The sequence below is a fragment of the Haemophilus seminalis genome (assembly GCF_006384255.1).
GTDB classification, from domain to species: Bacteria; Pseudomonadota; Gammaproteobacteria; order Enterobacterales; family Pasteurellaceae; genus Haemophilus; species Haemophilus seminalis.
In genome coordinates, this window is sequence record NZ_VCED01000005.1 from 27048 (window position 1) to 42487 (window position 15440).

Annotated in this window: 11 protein-coding genes; 7 read left to right on the forward strand and 4 right to left on the reverse strand. The window is 37.1% G+C overall.

Annotated features, from left to right (window positions below):
- Positions 1-8: 8 nt before the first annotated feature.
- From rsgA to manA, 5 genes are all read left to right on the forward strand, one after another.
- Positions 9-1049, forward strand: coding sequence for a small ribosomal subunit biogenesis GTPase RsgA (gene rsgA / locus FE813_RS07330; protein ID WP_139990053.1), 1041 nt, complete (start codon positions 9-11; stop codon positions 1047-1049).
- Between the two features lie 160 nt (positions 1050-1209).
- The gene (gene ptsH, locus FE813_RS07335; RefSeq protein ID WP_009500977.1) at positions 1210-1467 is read left to right on the forward strand and encodes a phosphocarrier protein Hpr; all 258 of its coding nucleotides are present in this window, start codon (positions 1210-1212) and stop codon (positions 1465-1467) included.
- A 79-nt stretch (positions 1468-1546) separates the two neighbouring features.
- Complete coding sequence (gene ptsI, locus FE813_RS07340) at positions 1547-3274, forward strand: phosphoenolpyruvate-protein phosphotransferase PtsI (protein ID WP_139990054.1); 1728 nt, start codon at positions 1547-1549, stop codon at positions 3272-3274.
- Positions 3275-3334: 60 nt separating this feature from the next.
- The gene (crr, locus tag FE813_RS07345; protein ID WP_005635907.1) at positions 3335-3835 is read left to right on the forward strand and encodes a PTS glucose transporter subunit IIA; all 501 of its coding nucleotides are present in this window, start codon (positions 3335-3337) and stop codon (positions 3833-3835) included.
- Between the two features lie 94 nt (positions 3836-3929).
- Positions 3930-5129, forward strand: a complete 1200-nt coding sequence (manA, locus tag FE813_RS07350) for a mannose-6-phosphate isomerase, class I (RefSeq protein WP_139990055.1) — start codon at positions 3930-3932, stop codon at positions 5127-5129.
- A gap of 57 nt (positions 5130-5186) precedes the next feature.
- Here the strand turns inward: manA and FE813_RS07355 are convergent, their stop codons facing one another.
- Both FE813_RS07355 and FE813_RS07360 read right to left on the reverse strand, forming a co-directional pair.
- On the reverse strand, positions 5187-6620 hold the full coding sequence (locus FE813_RS07355; RefSeq protein ID WP_139990056.1) for a surface lipoprotein assembly modifier: 1434 nt from the start codon (positions 6618-6620) through the stop codon (positions 5187-5189).
- Between the two features lie 59 nt (positions 6621-6679).
- Positions 6680-8920, reverse strand: a complete 2241-nt coding sequence (locus FE813_RS07360; RefSeq protein ID WP_139990057.1) for a coiled-coil domain-containing protein — start codon at positions 8918-8920, stop codon at positions 6680-6682.
- A 152-nt stretch (positions 8921-9072) separates the two neighbouring features.
- Here FE813_RS07360 and FE813_RS07365 point away from each other — a divergent pair, with 152 nt between their 5' ends.
- Positions 9073-9459 (forward strand): helix-turn-helix domain-containing protein, encoded by a 387-nt coding sequence (locus FE813_RS07365; protein ID WP_139990058.1) that lies wholly within the window; start codon positions 9073-9075, stop codon positions 9457-9459.
- A gap of 89 nt (positions 9460-9548) precedes the next feature.
- On the opposite strand, the gene FE813_RS07370 is transcribed toward FE813_RS07365, so the two are convergent.
- Positions 9549-10316 (reverse strand): TOBE domain-containing protein, encoded by a 768-nt coding sequence (locus FE813_RS07370; RefSeq protein WP_139990059.1) that lies wholly within the window; start codon positions 10314-10316, stop codon positions 9549-9551.
- 191 nt (positions 10317-10507) lie between these two features.
- Here FE813_RS07370 and mfd point away from each other — a divergent pair, with 191 nt between their 5' ends.
- Positions 10508-13948 (forward strand): transcription-repair coupling factor, encoded by a 3441-nt coding sequence (gene mfd / locus FE813_RS07375; RefSeq protein WP_139990060.1) that lies wholly within the window; start codon positions 10508-10510, stop codon positions 13946-13948.
- A 55-nt stretch (positions 13949-14003) separates the two neighbouring features.
- Here mfd and FE813_RS07380 read toward each other — a convergent pair whose 3' ends face one another.
- Complete coding sequence (locus tag FE813_RS07380) at positions 14004-15395, reverse strand: DegQ family serine endoprotease (RefSeq protein ID WP_139990061.1); 1392 nt, start codon at positions 15393-15395, stop codon at positions 14004-14006.
- Between the last annotated feature and the right edge of the window lie 45 nt (positions 15396-15440).

Consider the following 15440-nt stretch of genomic DNA (forward strand, 5'->3'; position numbering starts at 1 on the left):
GCACTTTTATGGCTAAACGTAAATTAACTCAGAACCAAACCAGAAGAATTCAATCGAATAATGTGAAAACATTACATCGCCATAAGAAAAAAGAGATTGAATGGTCAGATGAAATGCTTGGCAAATCACAAGAAGGTGTTGTGGTCACGCGTTATTCGATTCATGCTGATGTCGAAAATGAACAAGGCGAAATTTATCGTTGTAATTTGCGTCGTACTTTGTCGAGTTTGGTGGTGGGAGATAAAGTCGTTTGGCGTAAAGGCAATGAACAATTACAAGGTGTGAGTGGCGTGATTGAGGCGATTCACCCTCGAGAAAATGAAATTTCCCGCCCTGACTATTATGATGGTTTGAAACCCATTGCGGCGAATATTGATCGTATTATTATTGTATCAGCGGTGTTGCCAACGCTTTCCTTAAATATTATCGATCGTTATCTTGTTGTGTGTGAAATCGCGGGAATTACGCCTCTCATTGTTTTGAATAAAGTGGATTTATTGGCGCAAGAACAGCGTCAAGAAATTGAAGACCAACTTAAGATTTACCAAGATATTGGCTATGAAATTTTAATGATTTCAGCAAAGAGCGGTGAAAATATGGAAAGATTAACCGCACTTTTGGCACAAGGCACGGCGATTTTTGTTGGGCAATCTGGTGTCGGTAAATCGAGTTTAATTAATCATATTTTGCCTAGCGTAAACGCTCGAGTAGGTGATGTGAGTGAAACATCAGGCTTAGGGCAGCATACGACGACATCATCGCGTCTTTATCATTTGCCACAAGGCGGTAATTTAATTGATTCGCCAGGAATTAGAGAATTTGGGCTTTGGCATTTAGATGCGGAGCAAATTACAAAAGGGTATCGAGAATTTCAATATGTTTTGGGAACCTGTAAATTCCGTGATTGTAAACATTTGAGCGATCCAGGGTGTGCGTTGCGTGAAGCCGTTGAGCAAGGGAAAATTTCGCCTGTTCGTTATGATAATTATCATCGATTAATTGAAAGTTTAAGTGAAACAAAATCACAACGTCATTTTTCAGCAGTTTAACGATTGCGTAGTGTGGCTAAAAAATAGGCATATTTGTTGCTTTTTTACGATTTAGTTTAAGTTTTTTGTGTTTATTGTTGATTATTTTGCTTTGAACAAGGATACTAAGGCGATTTCTTAGTTTTTATTTTTTTAACTATTATTTAGTAGGGGTAGCATTATGTACTCAAAAGATGTCGAAATCACTGCGCCAAATGGCTTACATACTCGCCCAGCTGCTCAATTTGTGAAAGAAGCAAAGGCATTTTTATCTGATATTACTGTGACTTCAGCAGGAAAAAGCGCAAGTGCAAAAAGTTTGTTTAAGCTACAAACATTAGGGTTAACACAGGGAACAGTGATTACCATTTCTGCAGAAGGTGAAGATGAGCAACAGGCTGTAGACCATTTAGTTGCTTTAATTCCAACCTTAGAATAATACTGACTTAGCCATAAAATTGAGAAATTTTATGGCTATTGTTTATCTATCTCTTTTTTAATTATTTCGGAAGGTATCTATGATTTCTGGCATTCTCGCATCCCCAGGTATTGCCTTTGGTAAGGCACTTGTTCTTAAAGAAGAAAAGATTGTTCTTGATACGCAAAAAATTACTGATGATCAACTTGACGCAGAAGTCGCTCGATTTTATGAAGGCCGTGCATTGGCGGTGGAACAACTTAATTCAATCAGAGAGCGCGCATTAATTTCTTTAGGTGAAGAAAAAGCTGCAATCTTTGAAGGTCACTTGATGATCCTTGAGGATGAAGAATTAGAAGAAGAAATTCTTGATTATCTTCGTTCAAATAAGGTCAATGCCGCAGTTGCAGCGAGCAAAATTATTGATCAACAAGTCACAATGTTGTCGGAGATAGATGATGAATATTTGAAAGAGCGTGCTGGTGATATTCGTGATATTGGTAACCGTTTAATTAAAAATATTTTGGGCATGTACATAGTAGATCTTGGCGATATTCAAGAAGAATCAATTCTTGTTGCTTATGATTTGACTCCATCAGAAACGGCTCAACTTAATCTTGAAAAAGTATTAGGGGTTGTCACTGATATTGGTGGTAGAACCTCTCATACTTCTATTATGGCGCGTTCTTTAGAATTACCGGCGATTGTAGGCACAAATAATGTGACCGAATTAGTCAATACAGGTGATTACTTAATTTTAGATGCCATAAATAATCAAGTTTATATTAATCCAGCACAATCTCAGATTGATGAATTAAAAACACTTGAAGCTAAAATTTCTCAGGAAAAAGCAGAGTTAGCTAAATTAAAAGATCTTCCCGCAATCACATTGGATGGACACAAGGTTGATGTGGTCGCGAATATCGGGACAATCCGTGATTGTGAAGGGGCAGATCGCAATGGTGCGGAAGGTATTGGTTTATACCGAACTGAATTCTTATTTATGGATCGTGAACAACTTCCGACAGAAGAAGAACAATTCATCGCCTACAAAGAAGTCGTAGAAGCAATGAACGGGCGTTTAACCGTGCTTCGTACTATGGATATTGGTGGCGATAAAGAGCTTCCATATTTAGATTTACCAAAAGAAATGAATCCATTCTTGGGATGGCGTGCAATTCGCATTGCGTTAGATCGCCGTGAAATTTTAAATGCACAATTACGCGCGGTGTTGCGTGCTTCAGCATTTGGTAAATTGGCTGTGATGTTCCCGATGATTATTTCCGTAGAAGAAGTTCGAGAATTAAAAACGGTTATTGAAACATTAAAAGCGGAATTACGTGCAGAAGGCAAAGCTTTTGATGAGAATATCCAAGTGGGGGTAATGGTTGAAACGCCATCCGCTGCTGTAAATGCAAGATTCTTAGCAAAAGAAGTAGATTTCTTCAGTATCGGTACTAACGATTTAACCCAATATACTTTGGCGGTGGACCGAGGCAATGAGTTAATTTCTCATCTTTACAATCCGATGCAGCCATCTGTGCTTGGTTTAATTAAACAAGTGATTGATGCTTCTCATGCAGAGGGCAAATGGACGGGAATGTGCGGTGAATTAGCCGGTGATGAACGCGCAACCTTATTGTTACTTGGTATGGGATTAGATGAATTTAGTATGAGTGCTATTTCTGTACCTCGAATTAAAAAATTAATCCGTAATGTGAATTTCCAAGATGCAAAAGCGCTTGCTAATGCCGCATTACAAAAACCGACCGCTTCGGAAATTGAGCAGTTAATCGAAGAATTTTTGGCGGAAAATGCATTAAATTAAACAAAATTGTTTGATTTTACGTTAAAATAACGGCCATCTATGAGTTGATAGGAGATTAAAATGGGCTTATTTGACAAGTTATTCGGTTCAAAAGAAAACAAATCTGTGGAAGTTGAAATTTATGCACCTATCTCTGGTGAGATTGTAAATATTGAAGATGTTCCCGATGTAGTTTTCTCTGAAAAAATCGTGGGTGATGGTGTTGCTATTCGTCCTACCGGTAACAAAATCGTCGCGCCAGTGGATGGTGTGATTGGTAAAATTTTTGAAACCAACCATGCTTTCTCAATGGAATCAAAAGAAGGTGTGGAATTATTTGTACACTTTGGTATTGATACCGTTGAGTTGAAAGGTGAAGGCTTTACTCGTATTGCACAAGAAGGTCAATCTGTTAAGCGTGGTGACACCGTGATTGAATTTGATCTTCCTTTATTAGAATCAAAAGCAAAATCTGTATTAACACCCGTTGTTATTTCAAATATGGATGAAATTTCTTGCATCGTGAAAAAATCAGGTGAAGTGGTTGCTGGAGAGTCAGTGGTATTAAGCTTAACTAAATAATTTCTTTACGATAAAAAAGTCCGCCTTTGTGCGGATTTTTTATTTATGCAAATAAAACTGTGGTGTAGATAGGATTCAACCGGAAAAATTAAAAATGATCTATAAACTTACTGGCTCACTCCAACACTACGTATGGGGAGGGCATCAATATATTCCTCAATTACTAAATATTCCTGCGGAAGAAAATCAATATTATGCTGAATGGTGGTTAGGCGCTCATCATTCTGCGCTTTCAACCATTGAAGTTGATGGTAAAAATTTGTCACTTACTGAATTTTTACAAAAAAATCCTACCGCACTTGGTGCACAAAGCCGAGCAAGTTTTGGTGATGAATTACCCTATTTATTAAAAATTCTTGATGTCGCCCAACCTCTTTCCATTCAACTTCATCCAACAAAAACACAAGCTGAAATAGGCTTTGCGGAAGAAAATGCGAAAGGTATTGATTTAAAAGCATCAACACGAACTTATAAAGATAACAATCATAAACCTGAAATGATGATTGCTTTATCTGATTTCTGGTTGTTGCATGGTTTTAAAAATAAATCGGATATTATCAAAACTTTAGAGGCACGATCATCTTTAATCCCGCTTGCAAAAAAATTGCATGAACAAGATTTACATGCTTTCTATGCCGATATTATGCAGGCAGATCAAACGCTACTGCATCAATGGCTTTCCCCAATTCTATTGGAGAATCAAGTTGCTTATGAGGCTAATAATCTGGATTTAACTAATCCAGATTATTGGGTGCTTTACACCATTGATGCAATGAATATTTCTTTAGATAAATTAGATGCCGGTTTAATTTGCTTCTATTTGTTTAATATTGTTCATCTCAAAAAAGGTGAGGGAATTTACCAAGATGCAGGCATTCCGCACGCTTATTTACGTGGGCAAAATATTGAATTGATGGCTTGTTCGGATAATGTGATTCGAGGTGGTTTAACGCCTAAATATGTGGATATTCCAGAATTGCTTAAAATTGTCGATTGTCGTGAAGTGGAGCCTAAAATTATCCCGTCAGCACCTCAAGACGCGCGTATATTTACTTATGCTACGCCGGCACAAGATTTCGCTTTGCAAAATATTCAATATGAATGTGGTGAAACTCATCATTTAAAAGCACAAAGTGCGAGTATTTTATTGGTGATGAATGGCCAGTTAAATTTACGCTCAGAAACGACCGCACTTTCTTTGAAACAAGGTGAGGCAGCTTTCATTACCGCGAATGCTTCTTATGAGGTGGAAGGTTTAATTGAAGGCTATGCAGTGGTGGCAAAATTGCCTTGATCGTGAATTTAGGAAGGATAGGTAAATACCTATCCTTTTCTGCATTTAGTGGAGTAATTAGAAATTCTTTTCTAAAATCAATCGTACTTCTTTTTCTGAGTAAGAATATAATGTATCTAAATTACTATCTTGTTTCTTCCAAGATAGATTGATTTTAGGCGTGATACCGAAAAGATGCCAATTACGTTTCCATAAATTAAGTGATGTATTATAAATTATATCTTTACGAATTTTACCCAATGGAAGAATGTCACCTAAAATTGCTTTATCTTTAAAATGTCGCTGTGAAATTCCCATATTTAAACGAGTAGAGATTCCGTATTCCCATTCTTGCCCCCAACCAAAACGTAAACCCTTTAAGGTTGAGCTATACCGTTTTACTTGTGTTCGCTCATCATTTACATCAGCACCGATATAAAAGTATTGTCTAGGATTTCTAAGCCACAGCAAGGTTGTTGAGGCTAATTTATTAGAGCCATTTTGGTATCTATTTTCAAAATAATATTGCTTCCCCCATTCTAGCGCAGTAGTAATCTGCCAATTAGGAGACAACCAACGTTGATATTCTGTACGAACCCCATTACCCCAATGATAACGATGATTACCATACCAGCGGCGCTCATAAAACGGTAAAACTGACAAAGTTTGCTTCGCTCCCTTATGTCTGTATCCTAAATAAGTTCGATTATAAAGATCGTCATAATCATGATGATTCCAATATGTTTTTCCGTTTAATTCGGTTTCCGCATGTAAATAATGCGCATTAAAAAGATTAAAATCGCGTTCAATACCAATGCTATAAGCAAAGCCACGGGCTTTTTGTGGCAGCATTTCTTCACCCTTTGTAAAACCCGTATTTTCGATATTTCGAGCCGAGGATGTATTGTTCACATTATGCTCATTTAAGTAATAGACAGAAAGAGAACTTTGCCAACTATCTCGTTTGTCTAATTCCTCTAAATAAGCATCAATCAATTGATTGATTGGCTGGGGAATATCTCTTACTGCTTGCGCTTTTTGGAATTGCTCTCGAGCATTGTTATCTTGTTTATCGAAAAATAAGGCTTTAGCTAATTCAATACGTACAGGATTTAAATTAGGCTGGTTTGCTAGCAACTGACGATAATTTAGGATGGCAGATGGATAATCATGCTCGGCTTGTGCTACAGCGCCTTTTGCAAAGAGATAAAGTGCGGTGTCCTTTTCAGGAAAACGCTGATAAATCGTCAACAATTTTTTTACGACATCGAATTGCTGTGTTTGTAATGCTTGATTGATTAGGCGTTCTGTTGTATCTAAGTTATTAGTAGATAAAATTGAAATCGGGATTGCTGTGTTATAAGTGTGGTTTATTTCAATTTCATTTTTCTCTGGTAGCTTTATTTCTGCCATATTTTGTATCTTTTCGATATGATCCATTGGTTGTGGATTTGCGATAGAATTTAAAGACAAAAATGATGCAGATAATAGAAAAAATTTTTGTGTTTTCATAATCTTTATTTTAGAAATAAAAAGCTACCTATCTACTCTGGGTAGCTTTATATACATCATTATTTTTGTTGTTCCGCAACAAAAGCACCTTCAATTTGAATAAATTCGTTTGGCTTGTCTGGATTATCTCTATGCAAGCGAAAATTTCCTGATATTTGGCTCCCATTTTCTCCCATAAACATACCTTCATAGCCCCCTTTATATTTTTCACTATGAGCTAAACCAAAAAAGCTGGTTGTATCATTATCACTAATAGAGTAACTTCTGATTTCAGTTTGTGATAAATAAACAGTTTCAGGTATATTGGGATGCTTGGTAAAATCTGAAATATTGTTATCTTCAGTATAGTTAATAACCCCATTAATTTGATGTTTTGTGAAATTTGCAGATAATGTAATGGTGTTTAGGGTCTTGACAGGGCCAAGTAATGGATCATTTCTATTTGTATCATCAAGATAAATGGCTCTGGCTCTTCCTTTATAAGTAGCCTCTCCTGTTAATTTATTTAGTTGTTTTGCCAAGGTTGGATACCCGCCATACTCAGCTTTTAATACTCCTATATTTTTCCCAGCATATGGATGAATTCTTCCTACAACTTGGTAACCAGCATTTTCCAATTGGTATCTTGAGCTTAATAGAGTATAGTTATTTTTGTTCTTGTCGCCAACACTAGTATAGGGTTCTCTTGAGAAACGACCAACGTTTGGCTCAAAGCTAACTCCATCTGAACTAACTGCTTTGTTGAAATTAGCATTTTCTTTTTGGATTTTAGCTAAAGTGCTCGCTATTTTTTGAGCATTTTTTTCTGCTGTTATTTTTTCAAACAAAATTTTTTCTTTTGAAGCCTCTATTTGCTTAATTTTTTCCTTTGTATTTGATAACTCTTGTTCTAGATTAGTTTTTTCTAATTGATGATTTTGTGTAGCCTGAGCAAGCTGCCCAGATAAATCATTTTTTTGTTGAGTGAGGGTATCAATTTCTGATTTTTTACGGTTTAACTCATTTTGAAGATTTCTTGCATTTTCTTCAGCTGTTGTCGCTCGTGCTTTTGTTGTTGTTACTTCTCTTTCTTTTTCAGAAAGATTGTTTGTTAATGTATTTACTTGATTTTGTAAATGTTGCTCACGAGTATTGGCTTCTGAAAGTGCGGTTGTTTTTTCTGCTAAATTTCGGTTAGACGTATTTAATTGTGTTTCTAACGATTGAATTCTTGCACTTGATTGAGCGACTAAATCTTCTTGTGTTTTTAAATGTTCTTTTGTGTTTTTTAATTCTTCTTGAAGTTGAGTTAGTTTTTTATTTAATTTTTGTGTTTGAGCGCTTGAAGATGACGTGAGATTATTAATTTCTTGCTGTAATTGAGTGGCTTCTTCTGTTTTTTCGTTTAAAGTATGTTGAGTTGCTGCTAAATTTTGGTTTGCCTTAGCAAGTTCTGTTTCTGCAGATTTTTTCTCAGCTTGTAATCTTTGAAACTCGGCTTGTGCAGCCGCTAGCTCTTGTTTTGCTTGAGAGCGTTCAGTTGTCATTGTGGCAAGATTTTGTTCCGCTTGTTTTAATTGTTTCAATTGTTCTGCAAGATGCGCTCTTGCTGTTGTTAAATCATTTTCTGCCTGTGTAGATTTAGCTTGAGCAGTGGCGAGTGCTTGCTGAGTTTGTTGCAATTGTGCTTTCAACTCATTTGTTTTTTGTTGTACTGTATTGATTTCTTGTTGTTTTTCTTTTGCTTCATTTTCGTGATTTTTCTTTGCGTTGGCTAATTCGGCTTGTAAAGCGACGCTTTTTTGTTGCAAAGTGACAAGTTGTTGATTCGCTGATTCTGCTTGTTGTTCAGCTTGTGTAAGTTTTGCTTGAGCATTTTGAGCTGCTTCAGTTTGTTTAGCGAGTTCTTGTTGATAACGGGCTGTAGCCTGTTGGATTTCAGATTCTAATTGCGTGACTTTATTATTTGCAGCATTTGTCGCTTCCATTTGTTTCGCTAATTCAGCTAAATATTGTTTTTCAGCTTGTTCAAGTTGTTGGTTTAATTTTTCTGCATTTGCTTTAGCTTGTTCCGCTTCATTTTGCGCTTGGTTTAATGCAGTTTCATTTTGTTTTTGTGCCGCTTCGTGAGCTTTTTGTTTTGCTTCGTTTAATTTATTTTCTGCGCTTTGAGCTTGTTGTTGAGCAAGAGAAAGCTTTTGTTCTAAATCTTTTAATTGTGCGTTATTGTTATTTCCACTGGATCCACCACCAGAGCTGCAAGCAGTAATACCTAATGAAATAAGAATAGCGACAGCAGTATTTTTAACTGAAAAATGCATAATGATTTCCTCTGATTTAACTGTGAAATTTTTATAAAAAGTGTGTAAAATGCGACCCATTATAAAAATTATCTACAATTCTCTCTAACAACAAACTGTGTAGAATATGCACTCAATTTGTTGGTGGACTAATCAAATAAAAAGGAATCATTGTGAGTGTAAATGAAAAAATAAGAGCTATTCGTGAAGTGAATCAATGGTCGCAAGAAGAAATGGCAAACAAAATGAATATGTCCACCAATGGTTATGCAAAAATTGAACGTGGGGAAACTAAATTAAGCCTCCATAAATTGGAGCAAATTGCGAATATTTTTAATATTGATGTATTAGAATTGATGAATACGGGTGGAAAAGGCATTGTATTCTTGATGAATGAAAATGGAGATCATTCTGCAAACTATTATAGTGATAGTGATAATTTAGCTTCAGAAATTGAGAAATTTAAAATGATCGTTTCTCATAAAGATGAGATTATTCAGCAGAAAAACGATGAAATTTGTGCATTGAAAGAGATTATTGCATTATTAAAATCAAAATAATAATTTGGGTTATAGTGAATAAATAAAGGCTAGTTTCAAAAGAAATTAGCCTTATTAAATTCTTTTATCAAATTTACCGCACTTTGAGATTAACCTAGCGTCGCTAAAATAATTTGCTCTTGATCAATATGAATCCAAACTTGTTGTCCGATTTGCCATTGATTCGGCTGGTGGACTGTGGCACAAAATTCAATGTCGCTGTTAGTAAATTGAAGGATGGCTTCCTCTTCATTTAGTGATTTGATATTTACAGGGAACTGATTAGATTGATTATCCAGTGGTTTTTCACTAATTTTCACCCAAGGTGCTTTGAACATCAACATCACTTCTTTTTCCGTAATGAGTTTCAAACGAGCCGAGCTTTTTGTGGTAATAGAAACTTGCAACGATGTTGGTAATCCTTGTACATTCACATCCACAATACAACGAGAGTCAATGATTCGTTGTTGTGCTACTCGTCCAAAAAATTGATTGCGTGCGCTACTTTGTAAAGAAAAACGTGCAGTTGCCGTGAGTAAACTATCTAACGGAACGGATTCATCTTGTAGAATATGAAAAGCGTGTTCTTGCGTACGTTCTAATAAATCATAAAGCTGTAACAAGCGCTCGGCATAAGTAGTAAGTGCCGTGCCTCCGCCATTTTTTCCACCTGTATTTCGTTCAAGCAATGGGCGAGGGCTGATTTTATTCATCGCTTCTAAATGATCCCACGCACTTTTATAGCTCACTTTTGCATTTTTCGCAGCTTGATTAATTGAACCGCATTGTTGAATTTCTTTGAGTAAACGCACTCGTTTTGGATCGATAAAAAGTGCTTGTTGAAGTTTAATGGTGAGTAAGATCTCGGTATTTTTCATTTTTCTGTTCCTTATCACAATACGGACATTTTACTATGAAAATAGATGAGATAAAACGTTCTGGCGGATAAACTATCTTTGCATAATATTAACCAACTGTTTTTTTAAACAGTTGATTGTTGAAATATATTATGAACTTCAGTAAACTGTTCGTCAGTTTTTAAACAAGCATTAATGCGTTATTGATATTTATGAAAACGGCTTTTTTCCAACCTGATATTCCTACTCAACCCAATGATCACAAAATTTTAGGCAATGTATTACCCGGCGCTGATGCATTGGCGATTAGTGAAATTGCAGAGCAAAATCAAAATTTAACTGTAGTGGTGACACCAGATACGCGAAGTGCGGTGCGTTTATCACGTATTTTATCGGAATTAAGTAACCAAAATGTATGCCTTTTTCCTGATTGGGAAACGTTGCCTTATGATACCTTTTCCCCTCATCAAGAAATTATTTCCTCTCGTTTAAGTGCGCTTTTCCATTTACAAAATGCGAAAAAAGGCATTTTCTTATTGCCGATTTCGACATTAATGCAACGCCTTTGCCCGCCACAATATTTACAACACAATGTGCTTCTGATTAAAAAAGGTGATCGTTTGGTCATCGATAAAATGCGCTTACAATTAGAAGCCGCGGGCTATCATGCTGTGGAGCAAGTATTAGAACACGGTGAATACGCTGTTCGAGGAGCCTTGTTGGATCTTTTCCCTATGGGAAGTGCGGTGCCTTTTCGCCTCGATTTTTTTGATGATGAAATTGATTCCATTCGTACTTTTGATGTGGATACGCAACGTACTCTTGATGAAATTAACTCAATTAATCTTTTGCCGGCGCACGAATTTCCAACGGATGACAAAGGGATTGAATTTTTCCGTGCGCAATTTCGTGAAACTTTTGGTGAAATTCGCCGAGATCCCGAACATATTTATCAGCAAATCAGTAAAGGTACATTGATTTCTGGCATTGAATATTGGCAGCCACTTTTCTTTTCTGAAATGGCAACGTTGTTTGATTATTTGCCAGAACAAACGCTGTTTGTGGATATGGAAAATAACCAAATGAAAGGTGAACGTTTTTATCAAGATGCAAAACAGCGTTATGAACAACGTAAAGTGGATCCGATGCGTCCGCTTTTACCGCCTGAAAAATTATGGCTTAATGTTGATGAAGTTAATCGCCGATTGAAATCTTATCCACGCATTACATTTAAAGCGGAAAAAGTGCGGTCATCGGTACGCCAGAAAAATTTACCCGTTGTCGCTTTACCAGAAGTGACTATTCAATCCCAGCAAAAAGAACCATTGGGACAATTACGCCAATTTATTGAGCATTTTAAAGGAAATGTACTGTTTTCGGTGGAGACGGAAGGCCGTCGAGAGACGTTGCTTGATTTGCTTTCACCGTTAAAACTCAAGCTAAAACAAATTCAATCCTTGGAACAGGCTAAAAATGAAAAATTTAGCTTGTTAGTCAGTTCCCTTGAACAAGGTTTTATTATTGAACAATCGCTTCCTGTTGCGATTATTGGTGAAGCTAATTTACTTGGCGAGCGCGTTCAACAACGTTCTAGAGATAAACGTAAAACAATTAATCCTGATACGCTTGTGCGCAATCTTGCCGAGCTGAAAATAGGACAACCTGTTGTGCATCTTGATCATGGTGTGGGGCGTTATGGTGGTTTGGTCACGTTAGATACAGGCGGTATTAAAGCAGAATATTTGCTGCTAAACTATGCAAATGAATCAAAACTTTATGTGCCCGTTACTTCATTACATCTGATTAGCCGTTATGTCGGTGGTTCTGATGAAAGTGCGCCATTACATAAACTGGGTAACGAGGCTTGGGCAAAATCACGCCAAAAAGCAGCGGAGAAAATTCGTGACGTGGCGGCCGAGTTATTAGATGTTTACGCACAACGTGAAGCGAAGAAAGGCTTTGCCTTTAAATATGATCGTGAAGAATTTCAACAATTTGCTGCAACCTTTCCTTTTGAAGAAACCTATGACCAGGAAATGGCAATTAATGCAGTGATTTCGGATATGTGCCAACCAAAAGCAATGGATCGCCTTGTTTGCGGCGATGTAGGTTTTGGTAAAACTGAAGTGGCAATGCGCGCTGCCTTTTTGGCTGTGATGAATCATAAGCAAGTTGCAGTGTTAGTGCCAACCACACTGTTAGCTCAACAGCACTATGAGAATTTTAAAGATCGTTTTGCGAATTTGCCTGTGAACGTAGAAGTATTATCGCGATTTAAAACTGCAAAAGAACAAAAACAAATTCTGGAAAACCTTGCAGAAGGCAAAGTCGATATCCTAATTGGTACCCATAAATTAATTCAATCAGATGTAAAATTTAGCGATCTTGGTTTGTTGATTATTGATGAAGAGCACCGTTTTGGTGTGGGGCAAAAAGAGAAAATCAAACAGCTCCGTGCGAATATCGATATTCTTACGCTAACGGCAACGCCAATTCCGCGTACGCTCAATATGGCGATGAATGGTATTCGTGATCTTTCCATTATTTCTACGCCACCTGCTCGCCGATTAAGTATTAAAACCTTCGTCCGCCAGAATGACGATCTTGTTGTACGAGAAGCGATTTTGCGTGAAATTCTCCGTGGTGGGCAGGTTTATTATCTCCACAATGATGTCGCAAGCATTGAAAATACAGCAGAAAAACTGACCGCACTTGTGCCTGAAGCACGAGTGATTGTGGGGCACGGACAAATGCGAGAACGTGAGTTAGAACGTGTGATGAGTGATTTTTATCATCAGCGTTATAACGTCTTAGTTTGTTCAACCATTATCGAAACGGGTATTGATGTGCCAACGGCAAATACCATTATTATTGAACGAGCAGATCATTTTGGTTTGGCTCAGTTGCATCAATTACGTGGACGAGTAGGGCGTTCACATCATCAGGCTTATGCTTATTTACTTACGCCACCACCTAAAATGATGACAAAAGATGCCGAACGCCGTCTAGATGCGTTAGAAAATCTTGATAACCTTGGGGCTGGTTTTATCTTGGCTACTCACGATTTAGAGATTCGTGGTGCTGGCGAATTACTTGGAAACGAACAAAGCGGACAAATCGAAAGCATTGGTTTTTCGCTTTACATGGAATTATTGGATGAGGCAGTTAAAGCGTTAAAAGAAGGGCGAGAACCATCGTTAGAAGAATTGACGCAACAACAAGCGGATATTGAATTACGCGTGCCTGCTTTATTGCCTGATGATTATTTAGGTGATGTGAATATGCGTTTATCCTTTTATAAACGTATTGCCGCAGCAGAGAGTAAATCAGAGTTGGATGAGTTAAAAGTTGAGTTAATAGATCGATTTGGATTATTGCCTGACGCGACAAAAAATCTACTGCAAATTGCAGAATTGCGTTTGTTGGTTGAGCCGTTGAAAGTTGTGCGAATTGATGCGGGAACGCAAGGCGGTTTTATTGAGTTTTCAGCAAAAGCACAAGTGAATCCAGATAAATTTATTCAATTGATTCAAAAAGAACCTATTGTGTATCGCTTTGATGGCCCATTGAAATTTAAGTTTATGAAAGACCTATCAGATAACAAAGTGCGGTTAGAATTTGTGGTAGATTTGTTGAAAGCAATTGCTTCATAAAAAAGAAGTCCGATCATCATGATCGGACTTTTTGTTTATATCTTTGGTGGAAGAATTATTGTACTAATAAGTAAAAATTGTTGTCTCCACGTAAAATATTTAAGGCTACAGCCGATGGTTCATCATCAAGCGCTTTACTTAATTCAGCCGTGTTTTCAACCAGTTGACGGTTTATACCAATAATAATATCGCCAGCTTTTAAACCACGTTGTGCAGCAAGCGAGTTCGGTTGAACTTTGGTGATTTCAATCCCTTTGATGCCTTTTGCATCATAGTTTTTCAATGTCGCGCCATCTAATGCAGGCAATTCCGTTTTAGAGGAAAGTTGATTTCCATCATCTGCTTGTAATTTCACTTTAACATCGTGAGATTTCCCATCGCGTAAGTAAGTTAAATTAATCTCTTTTCCTGCACCAGATGTAGCGATTTTTGCACGCATTTCTGCGAAACTTGAGATTTTTTGGCCGTTCATCGCTGTGATAATATCTCCCGCTTTAATGCCCGCTTTTTCAGCGGCTGATTTAGGTAATACTTCACTCACAAATGCGCCTTGTTGTGCGCTTACATTAAAGGCTTTGGCTAAATCAGCATTGAGTTCGCCACCTTTAATACCAAGCAATCCTCGGCGTACTTCACCAAATTCTAAAATTTGTTGCACTAAATTGTTTGCTTGATTACTTGGAATCGCAAAGGCAATTCCTGCATTGCCACCGCTTGGCGAAATAATCGCGGTGTTGATACCAATGAGTTCACCATTTAGGTTGACTAATGCACCACCTGAATTACCGCGATTTACTGCAGCATCGGTTTGAATATAGTTTTCATAAGCACCGCTATCAGAGCCAGTTGAGCGACCTAATGCAGAAACAATGCCTGATGTAACAGTTTGACCTAAACCAAATGGATTACCAATTGCAACAGTAAAATCGCCTACGCGTAATTTATCAGAATCAGCAAATTTGATTTCTGTTAAATTACTTGGTTTTTCAAGTTGAACTAATGCAATATCTGATTGCTCATCTTTACCCACTAATTTGGCTTTAAACTCACGGCCATCTTGTAATTGCACGGTAATTTTATCAGCCCCGTCAATAACATGATTATTTGTTAAAACATAACCTTTGCTTGCATTGATAATAACGCCAGAACCTAAACCACGGAAATTACGTTTTGATTCACCGCGTCCACCAAATTGTTCAGCAAAACGATCGCCGAAGAAGAATTTAAATTCTTCAGGAATATCGTCTTGAAAAGGAGAACGTGAATCAACTTTTGCTTTTCCTTCAACAGAAAGTGTCACCACTGCAGGTTGAACTTTTTCTAACATAGGCGCCAAACTATTTTGCTCTGAAATAAAACTTGGTAAACCAGCTTGAGTCACAAATGGTGTACTCAAGACACTTAATCCGAGAGCAATACTGCTTAATACAAAACGTGTTTTTTTCATAAAATACTCCAAAATAGATTTCAGATAACGTGCTCTATGAGACAA

Bases quoted from the DNA above. Each gene is read 5' to 3' on its own strand.
- FE813_RS07355 (WP_139990056.1), bottom strand. From the start codon at position 6,620: ATGAAAACACAAAAATTTTTTCTATTATCTGCATCATTTTTGTCTTTA.
- FE813_RS07380 (WP_139990061.1), bottom strand. From the start codon at position 15,395: ATGAAAAAAACACGTTTTGTATTAAGCAGTATTGCTCTCGGATTAAGT.
- mfd (WP_139990060.1), top strand. From the start codon at position 10,508: ATGAAAACGGCTTTTTTCCAACCTGATATTCCTACTCAACCCAATGAT.
- FE813_RS07360 (WP_139990057.1), bottom strand. From the start codon at position 8,920: ATGCATTTTTCAGTTAAAAATACTGCTGTCGCTATTCTTATTTCATTA.
- manA (WP_139990055.1), top strand. From the start codon at position 3,930: ATGATCTATAAACTTACTGGCTCACTCCAACACTACGTATGGGGAGGG.
- ptsI (WP_139990054.1), top strand. From the start codon at position 1,547: ATGATTTCTGGCATTCTCGCATCCCCAGGTATTGCCTTTGGTAAGGCA.
- ptsH (WP_009500977.1), top strand. From the start codon at position 1,210: ATGTACTCAAAAGATGTCGAAATCACTGCGCCAAATGGCTTACATACT.
- crr (WP_005635907.1), top strand. From the start codon at position 3,335: ATGGGCTTATTTGACAAGTTATTCGGTTCAAAAGAAAACAAATCTGTG.
- FE813_RS07370 (WP_139990059.1), bottom strand. From the start codon at position 10,316: ATGAAAAATACCGAGATCTTACTCACCATTAAACTTCAACAAGCACTT.
- rsgA (WP_139990053.1), top strand. From the start codon at position 9: ATGGCTAAACGTAAATTAACTCAGAACCAAACCAGAAGAATTCAATCG.